This window comes from Chromobacterium indicum, assembly GCF_039708975.1.
GTDB classification, from domain to species: Bacteria; Pseudomonadota; Gammaproteobacteria; order Burkholderiales; family Chromobacteriaceae; genus Chromobacterium; species Chromobacterium piscinae.
The window spans coordinates 1-22,702 of the sequence record NZ_JAYFSJ010000017.1 but is presented as its reverse complement, the minus strand read 5'-3'; the positions used below and the strand labels follow the sequence as shown (position 1 = coordinate 22,702).

At 64.4% G+C, this 22,702-nt stretch carries 22 protein-coding genes, 3 tRNA genes and 1 riboswitch; of the genes, 12 read left to right on the top strand and 13 right to left on the bottom strand.

The genetic code is table 11. From position 1 onward, the window contains the following. Window positions 1-219: 219 nt before the first annotated feature. The 5 genes from VA599_RS20010 to ribB all read right to left on the bottom strand — a co-directional run bounded on the left by VA599_RS20010 (window position 220) and on the right by ribB (window position 4,891). The gene (locus tag VA599_RS20010) at window positions 220-1,560 is read right to left on the bottom strand and encodes a sigma 54-interacting transcriptional regulator (protein ID WP_346790264.1); all 1,341 of its coding nucleotides are present in this window, start codon (window positions 1,558-1,560) and stop codon (window positions 220-222) included. Continuing rightward, window positions 1,557-2,045 (bottom strand): hypothetical protein, encoded by a 489-nt coding sequence (locus tag VA599_RS20005; RefSeq protein WP_346790262.1) that lies wholly within the window; start codon window positions 2,043-2,045, stop codon window positions 1,557-1,559. The genes VA599_RS20010 and VA599_RS20005 overlap by 4 nt, the downstream gene beginning before the upstream one ends. Continuing rightward, complete coding sequence (locus tag VA599_RS20000; RefSeq protein ID WP_346790260.1) at window positions 2,042-3,445, bottom strand: ATP-binding protein; 1,404 nt, start codon at window positions 3,443-3,445, stop codon at window positions 2,042-2,044. Before VA599_RS20000 ends, VA599_RS20005 begins: the two co-directional genes overlap by 4 nt. Window positions 3,446-3,536: 91 nt before the next feature. Then, a complete protein-coding gene (locus VA599_RS19995; protein WP_346790259.1) occupies window positions 3,537-4,247 on the bottom strand; it encodes a riboflavin synthase subunit alpha in 711 nt (236 codons plus the stop codon). A gap of 11 nt (window positions 4,248-4,258) precedes the next feature. Continuing rightward, window positions 4,259-4,891 (bottom strand): 3,4-dihydroxy-2-butanone-4-phosphate synthase, encoded by a 633-nt coding sequence (gene ribB / locus VA599_RS19990; RefSeq protein ID WP_021478163.1) that lies wholly within the window; start codon window positions 4,889-4,891, stop codon window positions 4,259-4,261. Window positions 4,892-5,023: 132 nt separating this feature from the next. Next, window positions 5,024-5,172: riboswitch (FMN riboswitch) on the bottom strand. A gap of 78 nt (window positions 5,173-5,250) precedes the next feature. On the opposite strand from ribB, the gene ruvB reads away from it, so the two are divergent. The 3 genes from ruvB to VA599_RS24205 all read left to right on the top strand — a co-directional run bounded on the left by ruvB (window position 5,251) and on the right by VA599_RS24205 (window position 7,029). Continuing rightward, window positions 5,251-6,288, top strand: a complete 1,038-nt coding sequence (gene ruvB, locus VA599_RS19985) for a Holliday junction branch migration DNA helicase RuvB (RefSeq protein ID WP_046166906.1) — start codon at window positions 5,251-5,253, stop codon at window positions 6,286-6,288. A gap of 156 nt (window positions 6,289-6,444) precedes the next feature. Then, complete coding sequence (locus VA599_RS19980) at window positions 6,445-6,864, top strand: hypothetical protein (protein ID WP_031296709.1); 420 nt, start codon at window positions 6,445-6,447, stop codon at window positions 6,862-6,864. A gap of 54 nt (window positions 6,865-6,918) precedes the next feature. Beyond that, window positions 6,919-7,029, top strand: coding sequence for a hypothetical protein (locus tag VA599_RS24205; protein ID WP_429838916.1), 111 nt, complete (start codon window positions 6,919-6,921; stop codon window positions 7,027-7,029). Between the two features lie 42 nt (window positions 7,030-7,071). On the opposite strand, the gene VA599_RS19975 is transcribed toward VA599_RS24205, so the two are convergent. The 4 genes from VA599_RS19975 to VA599_RS19960 form a co-directional block, all read right to left on the bottom strand. Next, window positions 7,072-8,145 (bottom strand): ABC transporter substrate-binding protein, encoded by a 1,074-nt coding sequence (locus VA599_RS19975; protein ID WP_346790256.1) that lies wholly within the window; start codon window positions 8,143-8,145, stop codon window positions 7,072-7,074. 94 nt (window positions 8,146-8,239) lie between these two features. Next, window positions 8,240-9,358, bottom strand: a complete 1,119-nt coding sequence (gene proB, locus VA599_RS19970; protein ID WP_021478158.1) for a glutamate 5-kinase — start codon at window positions 9,356-9,358, stop codon at window positions 8,240-8,242. 75 nt (window positions 9,359-9,433) lie between these two features. After that, window positions 9,434-10,927 carry a hypothetical protein gene (locus tag VA599_RS19965; protein ID WP_021478157.1) on the bottom strand — a complete coding sequence of 498 codons (1,494 nt, stop codon included), beginning with the start codon at window positions 10,925-10,927 and terminating at the stop codon, window positions 9,434-9,436. Window positions 10,928-11,012: 85 nt separating this feature from the next. Then, on the bottom strand, window positions 11,013-12,359 hold the full coding sequence (locus VA599_RS19960; RefSeq protein ID WP_346790253.1) for an adenosylmethionine--8-amino-7-oxononanoate transaminase: 1,347 nt from the start codon (window positions 12,357-12,359) through the stop codon (window positions 11,013-11,015). 277 nt (window positions 12,360-12,636) lie between these two features. Here VA599_RS19960 and VA599_RS19955 point away from each other — a divergent pair, with 277 nt between their 5' ends. The 3 genes from VA599_RS19955 to VA599_RS19945 all read left to right on the top strand — a co-directional run bounded on the left by VA599_RS19955 (window position 12,637) and on the right by VA599_RS19945 (window position 16,881). Continuing rightward, the gene (locus VA599_RS19955) at window positions 12,637-13,125 is read left to right on the top strand and encodes a pilin (protein WP_346790251.1); all 489 of its coding nucleotides are present in this window, start codon (window positions 12,637-12,639) and stop codon (window positions 13,123-13,125) included. 61 nt (window positions 13,126-13,186) lie between these two features. Further along, the gene (locus VA599_RS19950) at window positions 13,187-15,004 is read left to right on the top strand and encodes a PglL family O-oligosaccharyltransferase (protein WP_346790249.1); all 1,818 of its coding nucleotides are present in this window, start codon (window positions 13,187-13,189) and stop codon (window positions 15,002-15,004) included. 92 nt (window positions 15,005-15,096) lie between these two features. After that, window positions 15,097-16,881, top strand: a complete 1,785-nt coding sequence (locus VA599_RS19945) for a PglL family O-oligosaccharyltransferase (RefSeq protein ID WP_346790248.1) — start codon at window positions 15,097-15,099, stop codon at window positions 16,879-16,881. Between the two features lie 84 nt (window positions 16,882-16,965). On the opposite strand, the gene rpoH is transcribed toward VA599_RS19945, so the two are convergent. From rpoH to ftsY, 4 genes are all read right to left on the bottom strand, one after another. Further along, window positions 16,966-17,829: an RNA polymerase sigma factor RpoH gene (rpoH, locus tag VA599_RS19940; RefSeq protein WP_021478152.1), complete on the bottom strand. Its 864-nt coding sequence runs from the start codon at window positions 17,827-17,829 to the stop codon at window positions 16,966-16,968. Window positions 17,830-17,957: 128 nt separating this feature from the next. Further along, window positions 17,958-18,866 carry a permease-like cell division protein FtsX gene (gene ftsX / locus VA599_RS19935; protein WP_046158084.1) on the bottom strand — a complete coding sequence of 303 codons (909 nt, stop codon included), beginning with the start codon at window positions 18,864-18,866 and terminating at the stop codon, window positions 17,958-17,960. Continuing rightward, complete coding sequence (gene ftsE, locus VA599_RS19930; RefSeq protein WP_011137750.1) at window positions 18,863-19,516, bottom strand: cell division ATP-binding protein FtsE; 654 nt, start codon at window positions 19,514-19,516, stop codon at window positions 18,863-18,865. Before ftsE ends, ftsX begins: the two co-directional genes overlap by 4 nt. 63 nt (window positions 19,517-19,579) lie before the next feature. Continuing rightward, window positions 19,580-20,731, bottom strand: coding sequence for a signal recognition particle-docking protein FtsY (gene ftsY / locus VA599_RS19925; protein WP_346790245.1), 1,152 nt, complete (start codon window positions 20,729-20,731; stop codon window positions 19,580-19,582). A 237-nt stretch (window positions 20,732-20,968) separates the two neighbouring features. On the opposite strand from ftsY, the gene rsmD reads away from it, so the two are divergent. The 6 genes from rsmD to VA599_RS19895 form a co-directional block, all read left to right on the top strand. Next, the gene (gene rsmD, locus VA599_RS19920) at window positions 20,969-21,523 is read left to right on the top strand and encodes a 16S rRNA (guanine(966)-N(2))-methyltransferase RsmD (RefSeq protein WP_346790243.1); all 555 of its coding nucleotides are present in this window, start codon (window positions 20,969-20,971) and stop codon (window positions 21,521-21,523) included. A gap of 107 nt (window positions 21,524-21,630) precedes the next feature. Next, a complete protein-coding gene (locus VA599_RS19915; RefSeq protein WP_021478148.1) occupies window positions 21,631-21,882 on the top strand; it encodes a YfhL family 4Fe-4S dicluster ferredoxin in 252 nt (83 codons plus the stop codon). Window positions 21,883-22,021: 139 nt separating this feature from the next. Beyond that, window positions 22,022-22,106: transfer RNA gene (locus VA599_RS19910), tRNA-Tyr, on the top strand. A 53-nt stretch (window positions 22,107-22,159) separates the two neighbouring features. Continuing rightward, window positions 22,160-22,233: transfer RNA gene (locus VA599_RS19905), tRNA-Gly, on the top strand. A 26-nt stretch (window positions 22,234-22,259) separates the two neighbouring features. Next, window positions 22,260-22,334 (top strand) — tRNA-Thr (locus VA599_RS19900). A gap of 39 nt (window positions 22,335-22,373) precedes the next feature. Continuing rightward, window positions 22,374-22,702 (top strand): GTP-binding protein (locus VA599_RS19895; RefSeq protein ID WP_346790242.1); only part of this gene is annotated, 329 nt, incomplete at its 3' end.

The following is a 22,702-nucleotide window of genomic DNA, read 5'->3' as shown; positions in this document are numbered from 1 at the left end:
CGCAGCGCCTTGCGGCCAATCGCGCTTGGCTCCCGATACAGCAAGCGCCGTGCCAGCGCTTGTTTTTCCTTATTTATCAGTTGTTTGATGGTTTGCGGCGGGGAAGGCGCCGGTCCAGGGGGCCTGATTTGTCGCCGTTCGGCGACAGCGATCCAGCCGCGTGTTGGAAAATCCATGCCAATCAATGGCTTGCTGCTGTCGCTGTTTGGCGACAGGCATTCAGTCGTCCTTGAACGCGGCGGCGTGCAGCTCGTGTTTCTGCAACAGCCGGTAGAATTCGGTGCGGTTGCGGTCGGCCAGCCGGGCGGCGTCGCTGACGTTGCCGCCGGTCAGGCGCAGCAGCCGTTCCAGGTAGTCGCGCTCGAACTCGCGGCGGGCTTCTGCCAGCGTGGGGATGGCGCGGGACTCGCCGGCCACCGCCTTTTCCACCTGGGCCAGGGTCAGCAGCGGGCCGGTGGCCAGCACGCAGCACTGCTCCACCACATTGGCCAACTGGCGGATATTGCCCGGCCAGCGCGCGGCGGCGAGGAAGGCGAGGGCGTCCGGCGCGAAGCCTGTCACTGTCTTGCCGTAGCGGGCCGCCACCTGTTGCAGGAAATGCTGGGCCAACAGCGGGATGTCTTCGCGCCTCTCGGCCAGCGGCGGCAGCGTCAGCGCCACCACGTTCAGTCGGTAATACAGGTCTTCGCGGAATTGGCCATCGGCGATGCGGGCCGGCAGGTCGCGGTGGGTGGCCGACAGCAGCCGGATATCCACCGGCAGCGGCCGGCTGGCGCCCACCGGCCGCACTTCCCGGTCTTGCAGCACCCGCAGCAGCTTGACCTGCAGCGGCAGCGGCATGTCGCCGATCTCGTCCAGAAACAGCGTGCCGCCGTCGGCCTGGCGGATCAGGCCCTCGTGGCGGGCGGAGGCACCGGTGAAAGCGCCTTTTTCATGGCCGAACAGCTCGCTCTCCAGCAGGTTTTCCGGAATCGCGCCGCAATTGACGGCGACGAAGGGCCGGCCGGCGCGGCGGCTGGCCTGGTGGATGGCCCGCGCCAGCACTTCCTTGCCGCTGCCGCTCTCGCCCTGCAGCAGCACGCTGGCGTCAGTGGCGGCCACCATCCGGGCCTCGCTCAGCAGCTCCTCCATCGCCGGGCCGCGGCTGACGATGCCGGCGCGCCAGCCGTCGCCGGCGGCGCCGTCGCCCGCCGACAGCGTCAGGCCCTGCGCCACCTTGTCCAGCAGCAATTGGCCGTCGAACGGTTTTTCCAGATAGCAGAACACGCCGCGGCTGACCGCTTCCACCGCGTCCGGCACGGTGCCGTGGGCGGTGAACAGGATGACCGGCAGCGTCGGATAGCGGCGGCGCGCGGTTTCGAACAGCTGCAGGCCGTCCATGCCCGGCAGCCGCCAGTCGGTCAGCAGCAGGTCGGCGCGGCGGGCGGCCATCGCCGCCAGCGCGGCTTCGGCGCTGGCCAGCGCCTCCACTTCGTGGCCGGCGGCCTCCAGCCGCAGCTTGACCAGGCACAGCAGATCGGGATCGTCGTCCACCAGGACGATGCGGGCGGGGGCGTTCATCGCTTGCTTCCTCCGCTGAGGCCGTTGGGTTTGGGCAGATCCAGCTCCAGGCGGCGCAGCGCGTCCAGCTTGGCGGCCTGGTCGTCGATGCGTTTTTGCTGGTCGCGCAATTGCTGCTGCTGGCGGTCGCTTTGGTCCTGCAGCCGGAACTGGGCCTGGGCCTGGCGCAGCTGCAGCCGGGCCAACGCGGCGCTGGCCGGCGACAGGCTCTTGTCGGCCAGCAACTTGTCCAGCTCGGTGGCCAGGCGGCCAGGATCGCCGCGGTTGGCGCGCAGGGCGCGCAGCAGGCGGTAGCTGTCGCAGGCTTCATAGGCTTGCCAGCGCTGGCGCACGGCTTCGTCCGGCCAGTCCAGCGCGATCAGCAGCGCGTCGCTGCCCGGGCAGTAGCGTATCGGCGGGTTGGGCGGGGGGACGCCGGCGCAGGCCGCGAGCAGCGGCAGCAGCATTAGCGGCAGCCAGCGCCGCGGGAAAACGGATGGACTCATATCGGCTCCGGTTCAGGCCAGTGGAGGCGGAAGCGCGCGCCGGGGCCGTCGTCCAGCAGCCGCAGCTCGCCGCCCATCAGCTGCGCGTAGCCGCGCGCCATGGTCAGGCCGAGGCCGCTGCCGGGGCGTTCGCCGTCGGGCGCGGGTCCGCTCCAGAAAGGTTCGAATATCTTGTCGCGCAGCGCGACGGGCACGCCGGGTCCCTGGTCGGCCACTTCCAGCCAGGCCTGGCCGCGTTCGCGGCCGCAGCGCAGCGTCAGCCGCCCGCCGGGAGGGCTGTGGCGGATGGCGTTGAGCAAGAGATTGTCGACGATGGTCTCCACCTTGGACGGGTCGCCGCGCACTGCGCCGGGCGCGCCGTCCAGCGCCACCTCCAGCCGTTTGGCCTGCCACAGCGGCTGGCAGCTGGCCAGCCTGGCCTCCAGCAACTGGCGCAGCGGAAAGGCGGAAACGTTCAGCGTGGTGGACAGCCAGAGGCCGGCGTCCTGCTTCAGCAGCGCCTCCACCCGCTGGCGCAGCGTCAGCGCGTTGTTGCCCAGGATGTCGACGATGTGGCGTTGCTGCGGATTGAGCGGGCCGGCCACCTGCTCCTTCAATAGCGCGGCGGCCTCGTGTATCGACGCCAGCGGCGTCTTCAGCTCATGCGACACCTGGCGGAAGAAACGGGTTTTCTGCTGTTCCAGCTCAACCAGCCGCAGGTCCAGCTGTTCCAGCTCCCGGCCCAGGCGCTGCAGGTCGGCGGGTCCGGCCTGGCGCCAGTTCAGCTGCCGGGCGCCGCCGGCCAGCCGGGCGATGCGGCGCTGCAGGCCGCGCAGCGGAGCGTGGATCAGCAGGGTGACGATCAAGGCCAGCAGCACGGCGGCGGCCAGCGCCAGCCAGGCCAGGCGGTTGGCCTGCAGCCGCATCCGTTCGATGTCGTCCCGCCAGCTGGCCTGCCGCTTTTCGCCGGCCAGGGCGAGCGTCTGCTGCTGCTGATCCAGCACGCGGTTCAGTTGGCGGAACAGCGCGTCGCGCTGCTGGCGGCGATTGGCGGGAAGCTTTTGCAGTTGCGCGGCTAGGGAAAAAACGTTGTCGATGCCGGGCACCGCCTCGGCGGGCGCGTCTTGCCGCAGCGTCCGCTGGGCGCGCTGCAGCTCGCCGCTCGCCTGGCTGGCGGTCTCGTTGAGCTTGCGGTCGCGCAGGATGGCCGCCTGGCGGCTGGCGCGCTCGAATTGCACCGCCTGCTCCTGCGACAGGCGCGTGATGTCCTGCCAGCGCTGGGCTTGGCGCTGGTGAAGCTGGGCGCTGTCGGCGGCCAGGCCCAGCTCGTGGCGCAGCTGCACCAGCGCCGCGGCGGGGATCAGCGCGACGCCGAGAAAGCCGGCCAGCAGCAGGCCGCGGAAGGAGATGAAGCGGAGCATGGAGTCGGCGATAAAGAAAACAGGGGCTCGGATGCGCCCCTGTTCAGCAGACAGGCCGGCGGCCGATTGGTTCGCGGCCGCCGGTCCGCGCTCAGCGCGCGGCCAGCGCGTGGCGGTGGCGGGCGGCCGGCAACAGCGCGGGCGCCAGCTCCTCCAGTCTGGGCGCTAGCAGCGGCATCAGCGCGGCCAGCTTGTCTTCCAGCGCCTCGCGCATGGTGTCGACCAGCACCTGGGTGTCGCGCTCGATCTCCAGGTTCAGCCGGCTGCCGGGCCGCTTGGCGCCGAGCGAGGTGGCGCGGCGGGTTTCCGGGATCAGCCATACCTCGATCCAGCCGGCCTGCTTGTCGATGTCGGCGATGGTCAGGCTGACGCCGTCCAGCGCCGCGTAGCCTTTGGCGAACAGGTAGCGCAGCGCGCCGGCGGGCACCGACAGGCGCAGGCACAGATTGTCGCCGTATTCCTTGCGCTGCTCGACGGTGGCTTGATAGTCGACGTGGCCGGACAGCGCGTGGCCGCCGATTTCGGCGCCGTCGCGCAGCGCGCGCTCGGCGTTGACCTCATCGCCGACGCGGCATGAGGCCAGCGTGCTGGTGACCAGCGTCGGCAGGATCAGGTCGAACTCGGCGCGGTCGCCCCGCGGCGGCGCGGCCACCGTCAGGCAGGCGCCGTTGACGGACACGCTGCAGCCCTGGACGAGGCCGGCGCAGAAGCCGTCCGGGAAGTCGATGGCGACGCGGCGGCTGGCCTCGCCTTCTTCGATGGCGGCGATGCGGCCGATGGCCTGGGTGATGCCGGTGAACATGTCGCGCCTCCTCAAGCCTGTTCGCGCTGCAGCCAGTCGGCCAGCTCGGCGACCGACAATTGCGGCAGGCCATGGCGCTCGGCGTAATCCTGCACCTGCTGGCCGCGCATCATGGTGCCGTCCGGATTCATCAGCTCGCACAGCACGCCGGCCGGGCTGAAGCCGGCCAGCCGCGCCAGCTCCACCGAGGCTTCGGTGTGGCCGCGGCGCTCGCGCACGCCGCCAGCGCGGGCGACGATGGGATAGACGTGGCCGGGTCGCACCAGATCGCTGGGTTTGGCGTCGGGATGGATGGCGGCGCGCATGGTGGTGACGCGGTCGGCGGCGGACACGCCGGTGGTGACGCCCTCGGCCGCCTCGATGGCGACGGTGAAGGCGGTGCCGTAGCGGCTGCCGTTTTCGGCGGCCATCGGCGGCAACTGCAGCCGCTCGGCCCGCTCGGGCGTGACGCACAGGCAGACGATGCCGCTGCCGTCGCGGATCATCCGCGCCATTTCCGGCACGGTGAGCGTGTCGGCGGCAAGGATCAGATCGGCCTCGTTTTCGCGGTCGGCGTCGTCGGCGACGATGACGGGCAGGCCGCGGCGCAAGGCGTCAAGCGCGGCGTGGACGCGCAGGGAAAGGATATCGGTGTGGGCGTTCATGGAAACGGTCCTCAAATAATGGATTGAGAAACACGTCCCGTGGGCGTGAAGCGGATAGCGTGCGGCTATCCGGCGCAATAAACGCGCGGATACGACACAGTTTTCCAACCGCGGGCGCGGACGGACTACTGGCGTCGTCTTCTTTCATCCGGACTATGACCGTCGGCTCTGGCATTTCACCAGATCTGCTGACCCTTCGCCGTGCGGCGAAGGCGCTCGCGGGCTCGGCGCTTGCGCGCCATACCGCCGGTGGGGAATTTCACCCCGCCCCGAAGACGTTGGCCGCACAGCGCGGCCAGCGGCGAGTATAGCGCGGTGTTAGAATGTCGGCAGCAAGATTCATCTTTCAAGAGTCCCCGATGATAGAAACCGACAAGCTTTTCGGCGCCGCGCCGGAGCGCCGCATCGTCACCCCGCAACGCGCGTCCGATCAGGAAGAGGCGCTGGAGCGCGCGCTGCGGCCCAAGCTCTTGGACGAGTACGTCGGCCAGAAGAAAGCGCGCGAGCAACTGGAGATCTTCATCGAGGCGGCGAAGAAGCGCGGCGAGGCGCTGGACCACGTGCTGCTGTTCGGCCCGCCGGGCCTGGGCAAGACCACGCTGGCCCACATCGTCGCGCGCGAGATGGGTGTCAATCTGCGCCAGACCTCCGGCCCGGTGCTGGAGCGCGCCGGCGATCTGGCGGCGCTGTTGACCAATCTGGAACCGCACGACGTGCTGTTCATCGACGAAATCCACCGCCTGTCCCCGGTGGTGGAGGAAATCCTCTACCCGGCGCTGGAGGACTACCAGATCGATATCATGATAGGCGAGGGGCCGGCGGCGCGGTCGGTCAAGATCGACCTGCCGCCGTTCACGCTGGTGGGCGCCACCACCCGCGCCGGCATGCTGACCAATCCGCTGCGCGACCGCTTCGGCATCGTCGCTAGGCTGGAGTTCTACAACGCCGAGGAGCTGACCCGCATCGTCAGCCGCTCGGCCGGCCTGCTCAATGTGCAGCTGTCCGACGACGGCGCCTTCGAGGTGGCCAAGCGCTCGCGCGGCACGCCGCGGATCGCCAACCGCCTGCTGCGCCGAGTGCGCGACTACGCCGAGGTGAAGTCCGACGGCGTGGTGACGGTAGCGGTGGCCGACGCCGCGCTGGCGATGCTGGACGTCGATCCGGCCGGCCTGGACGTGATGGACCGCAAGCTGCTGCAGGCCATTCTGGAGAAGTTTTCCGGCGGCCCGGTTGGGCTGGACAACGTCGCCGCCGCGATAGGCGAATCCACCGACACCATCGAGGACGTGATCGAACCCTTCCTGATCCAGCAGGGTTATCTGCAGCGCACGCCGCGCGGGCGGATGGCCACCGCCCAGGCCTATCTGCATTTCGGCCTGCCGGCGAAGGATGTCTGACGCCCTGCCCATGATTCGTTGAGCGGCCCTTCGGGGCCGTTTTCGCATCCCGGATGCGGCAGAAGGGGGCCGCGTTTGTCGGCGCGCAAAGGCTGGCCGGGTGGCGAGCATGCAAAGCGCGTACAATGACAGTATTCCTTGATCGAGCAAGCCATCATGTTCTACGTGTTGTTCACCACCATCCTGATCGTGGTGGTGGTTACCGCCGCCGCCGCCGCCCGTTTCTTCGACCCCGCCGTCGGCAAGATACTCAGCCGCACGCTGGGCCAGGACCTGGCCGACGCCTGGCGCAAGTACGTGTTCTTCGCCATCGTGGTCAGCGGCATTTCCGGCGGCGTGCGCCAATGGTCGCTGCAGCAATACCTGCCGCCCGCGCCGGGCAAGGGCACTTCCCAACTGCAGCTGAGCGGCGAGCGCTGGCTGCTGGAACTGTTCCAGGCCTTCATCAGCACCTTGCAATCCATCGCCTGGGTGGTGCTGCTGTTTTTCCTGTGCGCGATGCTGGCTTACGCGATCATGCGCGCGGTGGAGTACCGCCGCGAGGAGTCGGGTCCGCGCCAGCATGGCGACGAGTGACGAAGACGACAGCCTGCGCATCATCGCGCCGCTCGGCTGGACGACCTGTTCGGCATGGCGGTGCGCCGAAATCCGGCCAGGGCCAGCGCGGAGATTTATCGCCGCCGGGTGGCCGACAAGCGCTACCGCGAGCGCTGGCCGCGGGTGTCGGTGGCGCATGAATGAAAAACGCCGGCGGAAAGCCGGCGTTTTTGATGGAGCGGGCGCTCAGCTGCCGATCTTCACCTGCGACCACAGGCGGTTCAGCTCGCGGCGGGATTTCACGTCCAGATCTTTCAGCGCCACGTATTTGCCCTTGGACGGGTCCAGCATGATCACCGGGTTGGCCTTGATCTGCGGCTTGAAGAAGGCCTCGGCCGCCTTGACCGGGTTGGTGGCGCCGATCTGGTTGGAGATCTCCGACGCGTTCTTGCCGTCCAGCATGAAGTTGATGAACTTGTGCGCCAGGTCCGGGCGCGGCGCGTCCTTCAGGATGGTCATATTGTCGATGGCCAGCACATTGCCTTCCCGCTGCGGGCGGTAGGCGAGCTCGAACGGCCGTTTGGCGCTCTTCGCGTCCTGCTGCGCCTGGAACAGGTCGTTGGAATAGCCCAGCGCCACCCAGATGTTGCCGACGGTCAGCTCCTTGATATAGCTCTGGTTATTGAAGGCGGCCCAGTACGGCTTGGCCTTGCGGATGGTGTCCGCGGCGGCCTTCCAGTCGGCCGGATTGGCGGAATTGGCATCCTTGCCCAGATATATCAGCGCGGCGGCCATCAGTTCGCGCTGGCTGTCCAGCACGGTGACCTTGCCCTTGATCTTGGCCAGCACGGTCGGATCGAATACCAGAGCCCAGCTGTTGGCCTTGCCTTCGACGCCGGCCTTCTTCAACTGGGTGGCGTTGTAGCCGATCAGCGTCAGCGACACCACGGTGGGCGCGGCGTGACGGTTGCCCGGGTCGAAGGGCTGGTTCAGCGCCAGGTAGCCGCTGTTCAGGTTCTTCCAGTTGGGCAGCTTGCTCTTGTCCAGCGGCTGCAGCTTGCCCTGCTTCAGCAGCGTGTTCACCGCGAAGGCGGTGGGAAACACCATGTCGTAGCCCTTGGCCCCGGCGGCCAGTTTGGCCAGCATCTCTTCGTTGTCGCCATAATAGTCCTGCACCAGCCTGCACTTGCACGACTGCTCGAAGCGCTTGGCGGTGTCCGGCGACAGCGCGTTGTTCCAGTTGTAGATGTGCAGCACGTCTGCGGCTGTGGCCGAACCGCAGGCCACCGCCAACAAGGCGGCCAGGGCGATCTTGTTCATATACGGAAAATCCTTGCCAATTATTTTGGTATTGCAAAAACTAACCCCTGCCGGGCAGGGGTCGGGAAAACCGTTTGCTACATGCCGGGCGATGTCAGAGCGCCACCATATTGTCGCGGTGGATCAATTCCGGCTCCACGATGTAGCCGAGCGCGGTTTCGATCTCGCGCGTGCTCTTGCGCATGATCTGGCGCGCCTCGTCCGAGCTGTAGTTGACCAGGCCGCGCGCCACCTCATTGCCGGATGCGTCGACGCAGGCCACTGCCTCGCCGCGCAGGAAGTCGCCTTCCACCGCGCTGACGCCCACCGGCAGCAGGCTGGTGCCGCGCTCGCGGATCGCCAGCGCCGCGCCATCGTCCAGCAGCAGGCGGCCGGCCAGCTTCAGGTGGTCGGCCAGCCATTGCTTGCGCGCGGCCATGCGGTTGGTGGCGGCGACCAGCTGGGTGCCGATGGACTCGCCGTCGGCCAGGCGCGACAGCACATGGGGCTCGCGGCCGCTGGCGATCACGGTGGCGGCGCCGCTGCGGGCGGCGCGCTTGGCGGCCAGGATCTTGGTGATCATGCCGCCGGTGCCGACGCTGGAGCCGGCGCCGCCGGCCATCTCTTCCAGGCGTTCATCGCCGGCTTCGGCCTGGTGGATGAATTCGGCGTCGGGGTGCTTGCGCGGATCGGCGCTGTACAGGCCTTTCTGGTCGGTCAGGATCACCAGCGCGTCGGCTTCGATCAGGTTGGTGACCAGCGCGCCCAGGGTGTCGTTGTCGCCGAAGCGGATCTCGCTGGTGACCACAGTGTCGTTCTCGTTGATGATCGGCACCACGTTCAGATTGAGCAGGCTGGTCAGCGTCGAGCGGGCGTTCAGGTAGCGGGTGCGGTCGGCCAGGTCTTCGTGAGTGAGCAGGATCTGCGCGGTGCGCAGGCCGAAGGAGCGGAAGGCGCTCTCATAGGCCTGGCACAGGCCCATCTGGCCGACGGCGGCGGCGGCCTGCAGCTCGTGCACGCCTTTGGGGCGCACTGTCCAGCCCAAGCGCTGGCAGCCTTCGGCGATGGCGCCGCTGGAAACCAGCACCACTTGCTTGCCGCGGCGTTTGAGTTCGGCCACTTCTTCCGCCCAGCGCGCCAGGGCGTTCAGGTCCAGCCCCCTGCCATCGTTGGTTACCAGGCTGGAGCCTACTTTGACCACGATACGGTCGGAAGCGTGAATCACCGAGTGCATCAACGGACCTCTCTATGAAAGCCAATAATTATAGAGAGGGCAGTGTACCCGAAAAAGCCCGGGGCTTGCGCCAGGTCAAAATTGCTCGCTGGGGCGGTATTCCATCAGCTGAAAATGCGGCGATTGCTGGTGCAGCTTGGCGACGCGGACCAGTTGCTCGCCGTTTTCATCGCGCAGCCTGAACTCGCGCAACTGGCTGAAGGGATGGCCCGGCAACAGCAGCAGAGCCGGGGCATCCGCGCTGGCGGGCAGCCTCAGGCCGCGCTGGAAGCTGTCGCCGCTGTGGGTGATGCTGGGCATGGCCCGAACCGGTTGCGGCTGCGCTCCCAGGATCTCCACGCCGCATTCCACTTCCGCGCCTGCCGGCTGCATCAGCACCCAACGCACCGCGCACAGCCGGGCTTCGCCGGCCAGGCTCAGCAGCAGGACTTCCCCGGCGCGCAGCGGCTGCTCCAGCGGCTGGCCGCGCAGCAGGTAGCCGGATTCGCTGCGGTTGGCGATGGTCAACAGGCTGGAAGCGGGAGGCGGGCGCAGATGGGAGCCGTCCTCGTCGGGATCCGCGCCGGCCGGCTGCCAACTGCCGCCGTTTACGCGGTGCCAGATGGCGGCGACGCCTGCGGTGACCTCGGCTTGCGCGTGCGCGCCTTCCCGGTTGTGCCGCCGGCGCCGCGGACGCTGCCATTCCTCCGCCAGGCCGCTGAGCAGCCGCACTTCGTCGTTCAGCATGGGAGAGGCGCTGCCGCTGGCGGTCTTGCGCAGCTGGGCCAGGCTTTTCCGCATCGAGGCCAGCGCGCCGGACAGCTCGAGGAGAAAGCAATCGGGCTGGGATGGAGACGGCCGGGCGGGGAGATAGCGAGGCGGGGCGTCTTCCCGCAGATCCAGCACATAGCCTTGGCGGCCTTCCGGCAAACGCGCCAGCGGCAGCAGCTCCACCTGCTTGGCCAGATCGTAGGCCAGTTGGCGGGCCAGCTGCATGTCGCTGGCCGACAGCCGGTTGGTGGCGGTGAGCCCCAGCAGCAGCAACTGGCGATAGATGACGGCCAGCGTGTCGTCGCCGGCTAGTGATTTGTCCTGCCAGCCGCGCTGCAGCGCCAGACCGTACAACTGATGGCAGTCCAGCCAGAAGCCGCCGGGGAGAGGGTAATAGTTTTGCTGGCTGATGTTCAGGTATTGGCGCGCGGCCATCATCGTGTACAGCAACAGTTCCTGTTTGGGCTGCTCGCGCTCCAGCAGCGCTTGGCGGGCCAGCTTCTCGTTGAGCGTCTGCTTGAAGGCCAGGAACAGGTTGGCGAACAGCTTGACGCTGATCGCAGCCAGCAGCCGCATCTTGGGGGAGGCGACCGCGTCGCCGTGCTGGGCATCGTTCTCCAGCAACGGGTAGTAACGATCCAGCGCTTTCAGATAGAGCTTGAGCAGCTTGTAGCGCTGCATGGGGTCCATCGGGACGCGGCCCAGCTGGTGGAGGCCCTGGCCCAGCAGCTTGCCGCATTCGGCCAGGTCGGTGTAAGGCAAGCGCTCCAGCCAGGCGGCGACGCTGGCAGGCTGGGTGTCGACGAGTTGCGGGTCCATATCCTTCTTCGGCAAGACGAGTGGCGGCATTCGGGCGAGGCTCCGAGGCGGGCGCTGCGGAAGGGAGGGGGAGGGCCGGAAGCGCTCAGGGCAGCGGGGTTGCGTCGCCGCCGGCGCTTTCTCCTGCCAGCACCTCGTCCAGCGCATCGACGCCGGCCGCTACCAGCCAGTCCATCTCCTCGGGTTTCAGCGTGTACGGGGGCATGAAGTAGACCGACTTTCCTATCGGCCGCAACAGGCATCCGCGTTTCAGCATGGCCGAAAAATAAGCCAATGCAAAGTCCGCGCGCGACGTTTCGACATCGAAGGCCCAGATCATCCCCTGATGGCGGAAGTGGCGGATTTCGGGGCGGTCGATCAACGGGCGCATCCGTTCAGTGAAATCGGCTGCCTTGAGCCGGTTGGCCTCCAGCACGTTTTCGTCTTCGAAGATGTCCAGCACCGCCAGCGCCGCCGCGCAAGCCAGCGCGTTGCCGGTGTAGCTGTGCGAGTGCAGGAAGCCGCGCGTCACGTCGTCGTGGTAGAAGGCCTGGTAGATTTCGTCCCGGGTCAGCACGCAGGACAAGGGCAGGAAGCCGCCGGTGATGCCCTTGGACAGGCATAGGAAGTCCGGCGTGACGCCGGCTTGCTGATAGGCGAAGAAACTGCCGCTGCGGCCGAAGCCGACGGCGATTTCGTCCGCGATCAGATGCACCTGGTAGCGGTCGCACAGCCGGCGCAGCTCAGTCAGGTAGACGGGATGGTACATCGCCATGCCTGCCGCTCCCTGGATCAGCGGCTCGACGATCACCGCCGCGATCTCGCCGCCATGCTTGGCCAGCAGGTTTTCCATCGAGCGGACAGCGCGCAGCGCGACATCGGCCGCGCTTTCGCCAGGCCCCGCTTGCCGGGCGTCCGGGCTGGGCGCGCGCAGGCCGGGCTTCAGCAGCTCGGCGTAGGTGGACGAGAACAGCGGCACGTCGGTGACCGCCAGCGCGCCGACGGTTTCGCCGTGGTAGCTGTTTTCCAGGCTGACGAAACGGCTCTTCTGCGGCCGGTCGAGATTTTTCCAGTAATGAAAGCTCATCTTCAGCGCGATTTCGGTGGCGCTGGCGCCATCGGAGCCGTAGAAGGCATGGCCGAGGCCGGATAGTTTGGCCAGGCGCTCGGACAGCTCGACCACCGGGCGGTGGGTGAAGCCGGCCAGCATCACATGTTCCAGCCGGTCCAACTGCTCACGCACCGCCTGCTTGATCTGCGGGTGGCCGTGGCCGAACAAATTCACCCACCAGGAGCTGACGCCGTCCAGGTAGCGCTTGCCGTCGAAATCGGTCAGCCAGACGCCGTCCGCGCTGGCGATGGGAACGATGGGCAGCCGCTCATGGCGCTTCATCTGGGTGCAGGGATGCCAGACGGCGGCGAAACTGCGCTCCAGCCAGGCTTGGTTGCTCATGAGGCGGTTCCTGTGTATCCGGGTGGGAAAGCGATGCTAGCACAGTCCGAACGGGCAGTCCGTGTGACGAAAAACGGCAGTTTCTGACCTATGCTGACAAGGCTGTGCCCGGATCGGCGTCGATGGCCGGCCTTCCGCAGGGCTGGCATGTTTCGTGCTGGTCGGTTTCGGTACAACATGACGGGGCAAACCCGCGACCTTTGAAGATGGGAAGGAGGGATGAGGCAACGCGCCGCCCTCCACTTTGGCTAAGCTTGGCTCAAACTGGGAGTTCAACATGAAGAAACAGCATCGGCAGCGGGGCTTTACCCTGATCGAACTGATGATAGTGGTGGCCATCGTCGGCATTTTGGCCGCGATCGCGATTCCGGCTTATCAGGATTACACCAAGCGCGCGCGGGTGTCGGAGGGTTTGTCGTTGGCCGCCTCGGCGCAAACGGCAGTCGCGGAGTACTATGCATCGCAGGGCTCATATGCCAGTGGTACGGCGCCTTTTAATACCACTTATGGGCTTGCCGCTCCGACTTCGATTGCAGGGCCGTCAGTCAGTCAGGTATCGGTATTGGCGAATGGTGTTATCCAGGTTACATTTACCGCTGCGGTCTCAAATGGCGCTTTGCTTGAGCTCGTCCCTAGCGCGGGTACCGGCTCTGTGACTTGGGCTTGCACTTATACCGGGAGTTCCACGGTCGCTTCGAATGCGATTGCTATTGCATCCGCTAATCAGCTATCGGCTAATTGGGTACCCTCCAATTGCCGCGTATAACCGCGATTGCATTGTCATGACAAGAGGCGCATAGGCGCCTCTTTTTGATTCTATGCCCATAATGAAAAAACTCCCGATCTCCCTGTTTTGGATCTTGCTGTTTGTCGCTCCCTTTCTTAATTATGCCCGTTATAGCCCATTGCAGGATTGGTGGACCCATGCGCTGGTGGTATTGGGCATTGGCATGGCGGCGTGTTGGTTTTTTCGCCTGCGTATGGAGAGTCTGGCGATTCCCCGCTCAAGCATTTTTCTGCTGATTTTCCTGTTATGGGTTGTCGTCTCTGGCGCGTGGAGAGGAAATTACACCGCGGTGATCCAATGGGGGAGTGTATTGGCGATGATGTTTCTTCTCAGCTTGTGTGTAGGGCACTGGCTTAGACAAGATTCGGCATTGAGCACGCTTGCCTGGGCATTGTTAGGCGGTGGCTTATTACAGTGTGTAATTGGTTTGATACAGCTTGGGGGAGGGGCGCCTTATCTGCATGGTTTCATCATTTATGATCCACTCAATCCATCAGTCCCTATCGGTAATTTAGCGCAGCGCAATCATTACGGGGAATATTTGGGTTGGAGCATCATGGCTTGTTGCTATCTGTACGGTATGGGGCGCCTGTCCAGAGTACTTAGTGCCGTAAGCATGCTGCTGTTGACCATGTTGATGACCTGGTCCGGCTCTCGGCTGGTTTTGGCTTATGGATTGATCATGGCTGTGCTTGGTTGGTTTTGGTACCGGCGCGCTCGTTCGGATGAACGGGTGGCGAAGATGGTGGTGATGTTGGCGTTCGCCTTGCTGGCATTGGCTATGTGGCAGCTGTTCAATGGGCTGCTGGTCAGGGAGATGCATGCATTGGGCTGGTATTTCGGCACGTCAAGCGGTGCGGAAAGGATGCTGGGCGATGGTTTCGGCTTGCGGCGGCGAATCGAGTGGAGCAAGGCTTGGAGCATGTTCCAGGATCATCCTTGGACGGGTTATGGTGTTGGCGGATATGCTTATCAAGCGCAATGGTTGGAGTTGACTGGCGGCTTGCCGAAGGCGCCGGAAAATTGGTTGTTCACTCACTGTCACAACTTAATATTCCAATTGCTGGCGGAGACCGGGCTGATAGGCACGCTCATCGTGATGACCGGTTTGTTTTTTTGCTTATTGCCTTATTTTTTTAAAGAGCAGCAAGCGCCAGAGCACTTGTTTTTAATTGCTATTGTATTCATGATATTGGGGCACAGCTTATTTGAATTCCCCTTGTGGTATCTGCCATTTTTGGCGATGTTGGTCATTGTTTGCGCTAGGGCGCCTTGCCCTTTGATTCATGCACGATTGGAAACAAGTTTGTTGAGATGGGTTGGGGTGGCTGCGGGGGGGGGGGTGCTGGTTTATATGGTTTCCGGGGTTTGGATTTTTCAGAATCTGGTGCGTTACAACCATCCCAGTATTAGTTTCGAAGAAAATCAGCGCAGAGTCGCATATCTACAAAAAGTGATGCTCATTCCTTGGTGGAACGACAGCGCGAAATTTATTCTGTCGAATTATATTGATGCTTCAAACGATATGGCAGAAGCTCGTATCAGTTTTCTGGACGAGTTGGCCAGGAGCCAGCCTTTCCCCGAGGTGCTGCTTAAGCTTGCGATGCAAAGGCTGATCATGGGCAAGGATCAAGAGGCGAAGCAGGCAATGGCTTTGCTGATCGCTAACTTTCCTGACGAAACGCCGAAGGTCGCTCTTTTTTTGCGGGGAAGAGGGGAGCCGGCATTGCAGCCTTTGATCCACATGGCCCAAAAAGCGGCAATGGAATATGACCGCCATGGCTCAGGTACGGAGGCCGGCCGGGTAGCCGCGGTGATGACCGTCGCGTCGCCGGTCACGCGCAAGACGCTGTTCTGAGCTTTGTAACGCGCGGACACACTTGATGGGTTTTGCCGGGGCGGCGCATGCGGTATGCTGCCCGCTTCCTGCTTCTCGACATCTGATCTGCCATGACTTTTCAGAAGATTTCCGAGCGCCTGGCGCTGCTGGCCCTGTGCCTGATCGCCATCGTGCCCTTCGCTTCCCGCGTCCACTTCGTGCCGCTGCCGCAGTGGTTCGGCGAGATCAATGTGATCTGGCTGCTGTTGGCCGCCGGCGTGTTTCTGCTGCCCGGCGCGCGGCTGTTCGATTCGATGCCGCGCGCCGGCTGGCTGTGCCTGGCCTTGGCCGGCGCCTGGGCGCTGCAGCCGCAGTTCGTCCATCTGCTGTTCCCCGGCATGAGCTACGTCACCGCGCTGGCCTGGCTGGCGACGGCATTGCTGGCCTCGGTCACCGCGTCGTTGCGCGGCGCCCTAGGCGACCGGGAGTTCGCGGTGTGGCTGGCGCGGGCTATCATCGTGGGCGGCTTGGTGCAGTCGCTGATTGGCACCGCCCAGCTGACCGGCCTGGCGCCGGCGCTGGGGCTGTTCTATGACGGCTCCCATCCCACCAGCAATATCTTCGGCCACATCGGCCAGCGCAACCAGTACGCCCATTACCTGATGTGGTCGGTGGTGTCCGGTGTCTACCTGTTCGCCGTAGGCCGCCTGGGGCGCGGCTGGCTGGTCGCCCTGGTGCTGTGGATGGCGCTGATGCTGGGCTGGGCGGGCTCGCGCACCATTCTGCTCTATCTGGTTGCGCTGTCGGCGCTGGCCGGCTTGTGGCACTGGCGCAGCCGCGACGAGGCGTCGCGCCGGATGATGCTGGCGATGTGGGCCGCTTCCGGCACGATTCTGGCCGCCCAGTTCGCGCTGCCGCTGTTCAACCACCTGATCTCGCTGTTGACCCACTCCGATGTCGAGAACGCGTCCGGCATCGCGCGGCTGGCGGCCAATGGCGACGATATGGGCGCGCGCCGCTTCGCCGAGATGCACAAGGCCTGGATGACCTTCCAGGCGCATCCGCTGTGGGGCGTGGGCTGGTCGCAGTACGCGGCGGAAAGCGTGCGTCTGCAGCCGTTGCCGCAGTTCGCCGCGGCGGGCTACAACAGCGGCTTGTTCACCAACGCGCACAATCTGCTGATGCAGCTGCTGGCCGAGATGGGCGGCGCGGTCACCGCGCTGATTGTCGTCGGCTTCATCTGGACGGTGCTGCCCTTCTTCCGCCGCAAGGCCGAGCCGGAAGGCGTGCTGGCGCTGGGTTGCATCGCAGTGACGCTGACCCACAGCATGTTGGAGTATCCGCTGTGGTACTACTATTTCCTGGCGATGCTGGTGATGTTCATGGCGATGGCGCCGCGCGGCGAGCGCCCGCTGGCCTGGCCGCTGCGTTTGCCGCTGTTGGCGGCGCTGGTGTGGGTGGGCTGGCTGTCGATCAGCACCTCTTCCATGTTCTGGGAGCTGGTGAACCTGTACGTGCCGACCGGCAACGCGTCCAAGGACAAGGTCCGCGCCGAGCGCCTGGTCGAGATCGTCGAAACCAAGCCCTTGTTCGCCTACCACGCGCTGTACACGCTGGATGATTATCTGCCGGTGAACCGGGACAATCTGAAGCAAAAGCTGGCGCTGGAAGACCGGCTGACGGAATTCCGTCCTTATCCCGATGTGATGCTGAAGCGGGCCCAGCTGGAGATCCTGGCTGGCGAGCGGGCCAAGGCTGAGCAGACGCTGCGCACCACGCTGGCCTCGTTCCCGACCTATGCCGGCCAATTTCTGGAGACGCTGGGCGATCAGAACCAGGAATGGGAACCGCTGCGCAAGATCAGCCGCGAGGCTTACGACAAGCTGCCGGCTAAGTTCCGCACGTTGCAGGAGTGAATTGTCCCGCCGCCGGATGGCGGCGGTGGACAATAAAAAAACCGCTCGAATCATCGAGCGGTTTTTTCGCGTCCGGCGGCGGGATCAGTTATCCAGCACCACGCCTTCGCTGAGCGCGGTCTTCATCTTGGTCAGCGCCTTGGCCTCGATCTGGCGGATGCGTTCGGCCGACACGCCGAACTCGGCGGCCAGCTCATGCAGCGTGGAGCCGCTGTCGTCGGCCAGCCAGCGCGCCTCGACGATGCGGCGGCTGCGGGCGTCCAGCGTGGACAGCGCGTATTCCAGGCCTTCCGACTGCAGATGGTCGAAGGCGCGGCGCTCCAGAGCGCGGGTCGGCTCGCTATGGCTGTCGGCCAGCCAGTCGATCGGCGCGTAGCTGTCCTCGTCGTCGCTGTCGGCCAGCAGGGAGATGTCCTGGCCGTTCATGCGGATTTCCATTTCGCGCACTTCCTCGGGCTTGACGCCCAGGTCATTGGCGATGGATTTGGCTTCCTGCTCGGACAGCGCGGAGAAACCGCTCTTCATGCTGCGAAGGTTGAAGAACAGCTTGCGCTGCGGCTTGGTGGTGGCGATGCGCACCAGGCGCCAGTTGCGCAGGATGAATTCGTGGATCTCGGCCTTGATCCAGTGGATGGCGAACGAGAACAGGCGCACGCCGCGGCCCGGCTCGAAGCGCTTCACCGCCTTCATCAGGCCGATATTGCCTTCCTGGATCAGGTCGGCTTGCTGCAAGCCGTAGCCGGCGTAACCGCGCGACACGGACACCACCACGCGCAGGTGCGACAGCACCATCTGCCGCGCCGCTTCCAGGTCGTTTTCCTGTTGGAAACGGGTCGCGAGTTCGGTTTCCTGCTCCGGCGTCAGCATGGGCACGCTGTTGACGGCCTGGATGTACTGTTCCAGGCTGCCGCTGGTCGACGGGACGGGAAGGGCAAATGTTGTGTTCATTGCGATGGCTACCTCCTTGGGTAGTGCTATGTTAGCACTCGAGTATTGAGAGTGCTAGCAGCGAAAGGTTCCCGAGTCAATGATATTTAACAATCGGCCCGATAGTTGAAACCTTCCGCTTGTCATTTTTACTTCGGCTCTACCTTGCGCAGGTGGTGATCGGCCGCCAGCCGCGCGCCCAGCATTGCCAGCGCGGCGGAGATGCCGATCAGCGCCGCCAGCTCGGGCAGGTTCAGCGCGCGCAGCTCCACCCGTTCGCCGTACAGCATAGCGAACTCGCTGATGGCAGGGTTGGCCATCGCTGCCAGCCAGCAGGACAGGCCCCAGGCCAGCAGCGCCGCCAGCACGCCCTGCCACAGCGCGTGATACAGGAAGGGGCGGCGAATGAAGCTGTCGGTGGCGCCGATCAGTTTGGACACCGCGATCTCGTCCTGGCGCGCCAGTATCTGCATCCGGATCGCGTTGTGGGTGACCAGCACCAGCGCCAGGCCCAGCGCGGCGGCCAGGAACCAGGTCAGCTTCTTGCCCATCTCCACCATGCCGTACAGGCGCTTGGCCCAGCTGGCGTCGAATTGCGCCAGCTCCACCATCGGCAGGCCGGATAGCTCCTTCTGCAGCATGTCCAGTTCGCGCGGCTCGAGAGATTTCGGCGTCACCACGAAGGCGTCGGGCAGCGGGTTGCCTTCCAGCCCGTCGGACAGGCCGGACAGGCCGTTGCGTTTTTCAAGATCCTGCAACGCCTGGCCTTTGCTGACGAAGGAGAAGCTCTTCACCTTGGGGTGATGCGACAGCGTGCTGTTGACGGCGGCGATATCGGCCTGCTCGGCCGTCTGCTCCATGAACAGCGTGATCTGCGGCGTGGCGGTCAGGCGGCCCACCCATTCCTGCACGCTGTTGACCGCGAGGTACAGCGACAGCGGCAGGGCCAGGGCCAGCGCCAGCATCAACAAGGTCAGCAGGCTGCCGAAGGGCTGGCGGACGATCTTGGCCAGCGCCTGCTTGGCGCTCTGCCAGTTCAGATAGAGAAAGTGTTTCATGCGGCGAACTGTCCTTCCCTCAGGCGGATGATGCGGCGGCCGTAATCTTCCATCAGCGTTTCGTCGTGGGCGGAGATCAGCACGGTGACGCCCACCTGGTGGAAGGACTTGAACAGCTCCATGATGTCCAGCGCGTAGGCGCGGTCAAGGTTGGCCGATGGCTCGTCGGCCAGCAGGATGCTGGGGCGGTGGACCACGGCGCGGGCGATGCACAGCCGTTGCTGCTCGCCGCCTGACAGCCGGATCGGCATCATTTTTTCCTTGGGCAGCAGGCCCACCTTGTCCAGCGCCGCGCGCACGCGCTTGGCGGCGTCGCGGCGGTCGAAGCCGATGATGTCCAGCGGCAGCATCACGTTGTCGAACACGCTGCGGTCGAACAGGATCTTGTGGTCCTGGAACACCATGCCCAGGTGCTGGCGCACGTAGGGCACCTGGCTTGCGCGCAGCTTGGACAGATTCTGGCCATTGACGATGACGCCGCCGCTGGTGGCGCGCTCGATGCCGGCGATTAGCTTCAGCAAGGTGGACTTGCCGGCGCCGGAGTGGCCGGCGAGGAACACCATTTCGCCGGTTTCTATGGTGAACGACAGGTTCTTCAGGGCTTCATTGCCGCCTGGATAGCGCTTGGTGACCTGGTCGAACTGTATCATTGAGAAGTTTCCCGCTTGTTGGCTGAGAAAAGGCGGCCGCGCCTGCGGCCGCGAATCATGGTCTTATTCGAACAGCGCGTCGATGTAGTCGCGGCTGTCGAACGGCCGCAGATCGTCGATGCTCTCGCCGACGCCGACGAAACGCAACGGAATCGGCCGCTGTTTGGCGATGGCGGCGATCACGCCGCCCTTGGCGGTGCCGTCCAGCTTGGTCAGGATCAGGCCGGTCAGGCCCAGCGCGTCGTCGAAGGCCTTCACCTGGCTGACGGTGTTCTGGCCGATATTGGCGTCCAGCACCAGCACCACTTCGTGCGGGGCGTCCGGCAGCGCTTTCTGGATCACGCGTTTCACCTTCTTGATCTCTTCCATCAGGTGCAGCTGGGTCGGCAGGCGGCCGGCGGTGTCGGCCAGCACGATGTCGATGCCGCGGGCGACGGCGGCTTGGATCGCGTCATAGCAGACGGCTGCGGAATCACCGCCCTGCTGCGCGATCACGGTGACGTTGTTGCGCTCGCCCCAGGCGATCAGCTGCTCGCGCGCGGCGGCGCGGAAGGTGTCGCCGGCGGCCAGGAGCACGCTCTTGCCCTGGCTCTGGTAGTACTTGGCCAGCTTGCCGATGGAGGTGGTCTTGCCGGCGCCGTTGACGCCGGTCATCATGATCACGAACGGCTTCTTGCCTTCCACGTTCAGCGGCACTTCCAGCGGGCCGATCAGATCCTGCAGCGAATCCTTCAGCGCGCCCTTCAACTCGGACGAATCCTTCAGGCCCTTCAGCGACACGCGCTCGCGCACGTCCTGCAGCAGATGGACGGTGGCGTCCATGCCCATGTCGGCGGTCAGCAGCACCGTTTCCAGTTCTTCGTACAGGTCTTCGTCGATCTTGCCGCCGCCGAACAGGCCGGCCAATTGCTTGCCCAGTCGGTCGCGGGTCTTGGCCAGGCCGGCTTTCAGCCGCTCGGTCCAGCTCATTTTCTTCAGCGGCGTCGGCGCTTCTTCGACCGGCGCGTCGGGCGCGGCCGCAATCGGCGCCGCCGGGGCCGGTTCGGGAGAGGCCGGCGTGTCTATTGCCATCGCCGGGATCGCGTCGAGCTGAGGCTCCGCGGCTGGGGCATGGTGCTCGGGCGAGGCGGGCGCTTGTTCCGGCGCGGCCTGCGCCGGGATTTCGATTTGCGGCGTTTCCGCCGGCTTGGTCTTTTTCTTGAAGAAGCTAAACATGCGTGAATGGGCCAGAAAAGCGGTAAATGGCTAAGATTGTATCCTCAAACGCCGCCGAGCACCGAATCGGCTGGCGATGCGAGGGCGGAAAGCTGCGACGTCGCTGCAAACATATATAAGGAATAGTTGCCGAATTTCGCCGCCGGCGCGACAGATTCGCCGCCCGGCGCGCGGGAATGAGGCGCTAAAGTCCTGATCAGGTTAAACTCTCGCGCTTGTCCCTAGAGTTTAGCTTTCATGAGTCAGACACGTAATAAGGTCAGAATCATAGGCGGCGACTACCGTCGCCGCCTGTTGCCCTTCCCTGAAGCCGAAGGCTTGCGGCCGACGCCGGACCGCGTGCGCGAGACGCTGTTCAACTGGCTGGGCCAGGATCTGTACGGCAAGAGCTGCCTGGATCTGTTCGCCGGCAGCGGCGCTCTCGGCTTCGAAGCGGCATCGCGTTCTGCGCGGCGGGTGGTGATGGTGGAGAAGTCGCGCAAAGTCTATGAGTCGTTGCAGGCCAACCGCCAGTCGCTGCAGGCCGGCGCGCTCGACGTGGTCGCCGGCGACGCGCTGCTGTATTTGAAGAACAGCCGCGAAACCTTCGATGTGATCTTCCTGGATCCCCCTTACGACGCCGACCTGCTGCCGCGGGCGCTGCCGCTGGCGCTGGAGCGCTTGTCGGAAGAGGGCGTGCTGTATGTCGAGGCGCGGCAATGGCCGGATGAGTTGCCGGAAGGTCTGACGGTGCTGCGGCGCGACAAGGCGGGCATGGTCCATTACGGCCTATTGATCCGCCAGCCTGGATAGGAGCGTCGCGGCGGGGAGTTTGCGCCTATGGATATAACCAGCGCGAACTTGCTCCCCCGGGCGGCGGGTGACAGAATTCATGTTGTGGAATACCTGAGGAAATTACTATGTCTTTGATGATTACCGACGAATGCATCAACTGCGACGTCTGTGAGCCGGAGTGTCCGAACAACGCGATCTCCCAAGGCGAGGAGATCTACCAGATCGACCCGGAATTGTGCACCCAGTGCGTAGGCCACTACGACGAGCCGCAGTGCCAGCAAGTCTGTCCGGTCGATTGCATCCCCCTGGATCCGTCCCGCGAGGAGACCCAGGATGAGCTCCACCAGAAATATCTGAAGATTTCGGGCAAGGCCTGATTGAGCTAAGTTATTGATGCGAAATGGAATGCCCCGCGGCCTGCGGGGCGTTTTTTATTTTTCGGCGAAAAAGTGCAGTTTTTTTCGCAAAAGGTGTTGACGATCAGGCGGGCCATCTATAATATTCGGGTCTCTTTCAGGAGGGATTCCCGAGCGGTCAAAGGGATCAGACTGTAAATCTGACGGCTCTGCCTTCGAAGGTTCGAATCCTTCTCCCTCCACCAGAATTAGATGAAGCGCTTGGCAGTGAAGTTAAGCTGTCTTGTTGTAAAGCCAGGCGGGTGTAGCTCAATGGTAGAGCAGAAGCCTTCCAAGCTTACGACGAGGGTTCGATTCCCTTCACCCGCTCCAAGCGTCTGATTGTAGCCTGTTTAAGGGCCCATGTAGCTCAGGGGTAGAGCACTCCCTTGGTAAGGGAGAGGTCGGCAGTTCAATTCTGCCCATGGGCACCACTAATTTTATTTGCTTGTTTCGTATTCAGGAAATTTGCCATGGCTAAGGAAAAGTTCGAGCGGACCAAACCGCACGTAAACGTCGGCACCATCGGTCACGTGGACCATGGTAAAACCACTCTGACCGCTGCTATCACCACCATTCTGTCCAAGAAGTTCGGTGGCGAAGCCAAGGACTACTCCCAGATCGATAGCGCGCCGGAAGAGAAGGCTCGTGGTATCACCATCAATACCGCGCACGTTGAATACGAAACCGAAGCCCGCCACTACGCTCACGTAGACTGCCCGGGCCACGCCGACTATGTGAAGAACATGATCACCGGCGCGGCTCAGATGGACGGCGCGATCCTGGTTTGCTCGGCCGCTGA

Excerpts from the sequence above, each read along its gene's own strand:
- VA599_RS20010 (WP_346790264.1), bottom strand. The coding sequence starts at position 1,560 with ATGAACGCCCCCGCCCGCATCGTCCTGGTGGACGACGATCCCGATCTG.
- VA599_RS20005 (WP_346790262.1), bottom strand. The coding sequence starts at position 2,045 with ATGAGTCCATCCGTTTTCCCGCGGCGCTGGCTGCCGCTAATGCTGCTG.
- VA599_RS20000 (WP_346790260.1), bottom strand. The coding sequence starts at position 3,445 with ATGCTCCGCTTCATCTCCTTCCGCGGCCTGCTGCTGGCCGGCTTTCTC.
- VA599_RS19995 (WP_346790259.1), bottom strand. The coding sequence starts at position 4,247 with ATGTTCACCGGCATCACCCAGGCCATCGGCCGCATCGCCGCCATCGAA.
- ribB (WP_021478163.1), bottom strand. The coding sequence starts at position 4,891 with ATGAACGCCCACACCGATATCCTTTCCCTGCGCGTCCACGCCGCGCTT.
- ruvB (WP_046166906.1), top strand. The coding sequence starts at position 5,251 with ATGATAGAAACCGACAAGCTTTTCGGCGCCGCGCCGGAGCGCCGCATC.
- VA599_RS19980 (WP_031296709.1), top strand. The coding sequence starts at position 6,445 with ATGTTCTACGTGTTGTTCACCACCATCCTGATCGTGGTGGTGGTTACC.
- VA599_RS24205 (WP_429838916.1), top strand. The coding sequence starts at position 6,919 with ATGGCGGTGCGCCGAAATCCGGCCAGGGCCAGCGCGGAGATTTATCGC.
- VA599_RS19975 (WP_346790256.1), bottom strand. The coding sequence starts at position 8,145 with ATGAACAAGATCGCCCTGGCCGCCTTGTTGGCGGTGGCCTGCGGTTCG.
- proB (WP_021478158.1), bottom strand. The coding sequence starts at position 9,358 with ATGCACTCGGTGATTCACGCTTCCGACCGTATCGTGGTCAAAGTAGGC.
- VA599_RS19965 (WP_021478157.1), bottom strand. The coding sequence starts at position 10,927 with ATGGACCCGCAACTCGTCGACACCCAGCCTGCCAGCGTCGCCGCCTGG.
- VA599_RS19960 (WP_346790253.1), bottom strand. The coding sequence starts at position 12,359 with ATGAGCAACCAAGCCTGGCTGGAGCGCAGTTTCGCCGCCGTCTGGCAT.
- VA599_RS19955 (WP_346790251.1), top strand. The coding sequence starts at position 12,637 with ATGAAGAAACAGCATCGGCAGCGGGGCTTTACCCTGATCGAACTGATG.
- VA599_RS19950 (WP_346790249.1), top strand. The coding sequence starts at position 13,187 with ATGAAAAAACTCCCGATCTCCCTGTTTTGGATCTTGCTGTTTGTCGCT.
- VA599_RS19945 (WP_346790248.1), top strand. The coding sequence starts at position 15,097 with ATGACTTTTCAGAAGATTTCCGAGCGCCTGGCGCTGCTGGCCCTGTGC.
- rpoH (WP_021478152.1), bottom strand. The coding sequence starts at position 17,829 with ATGAACACAACATTTGCCCTTCCCGTCCCGTCGACCAGCGGCAGCCTG.
- ftsX (WP_046158084.1), bottom strand. The coding sequence starts at position 18,866 with ATGAAACACTTTCTCTATCTGAACTGGCAGAGCGCCAAGCAGGCGCTG.
- ftsE (WP_011137750.1), bottom strand. The coding sequence starts at position 19,516 with ATGATACAGTTCGACCAGGTCACCAAGCGCTATCCAGGCGGCAATGAA.
- ftsY (WP_346790245.1), bottom strand. The coding sequence starts at position 20,731 with ATGTTTAGCTTCTTCAAGAAAAAGACCAAGCCGGCGGAAACGCCGCAA.
- rsmD (WP_346790243.1), top strand. The coding sequence starts at position 20,969 with ATGAGTCAGACACGTAATAAGGTCAGAATCATAGGCGGCGACTACCGT.
- VA599_RS19915 (WP_021478148.1), top strand. The coding sequence starts at position 21,631 with ATGTCTTTGATGATTACCGACGAATGCATCAACTGCGACGTCTGTGAG.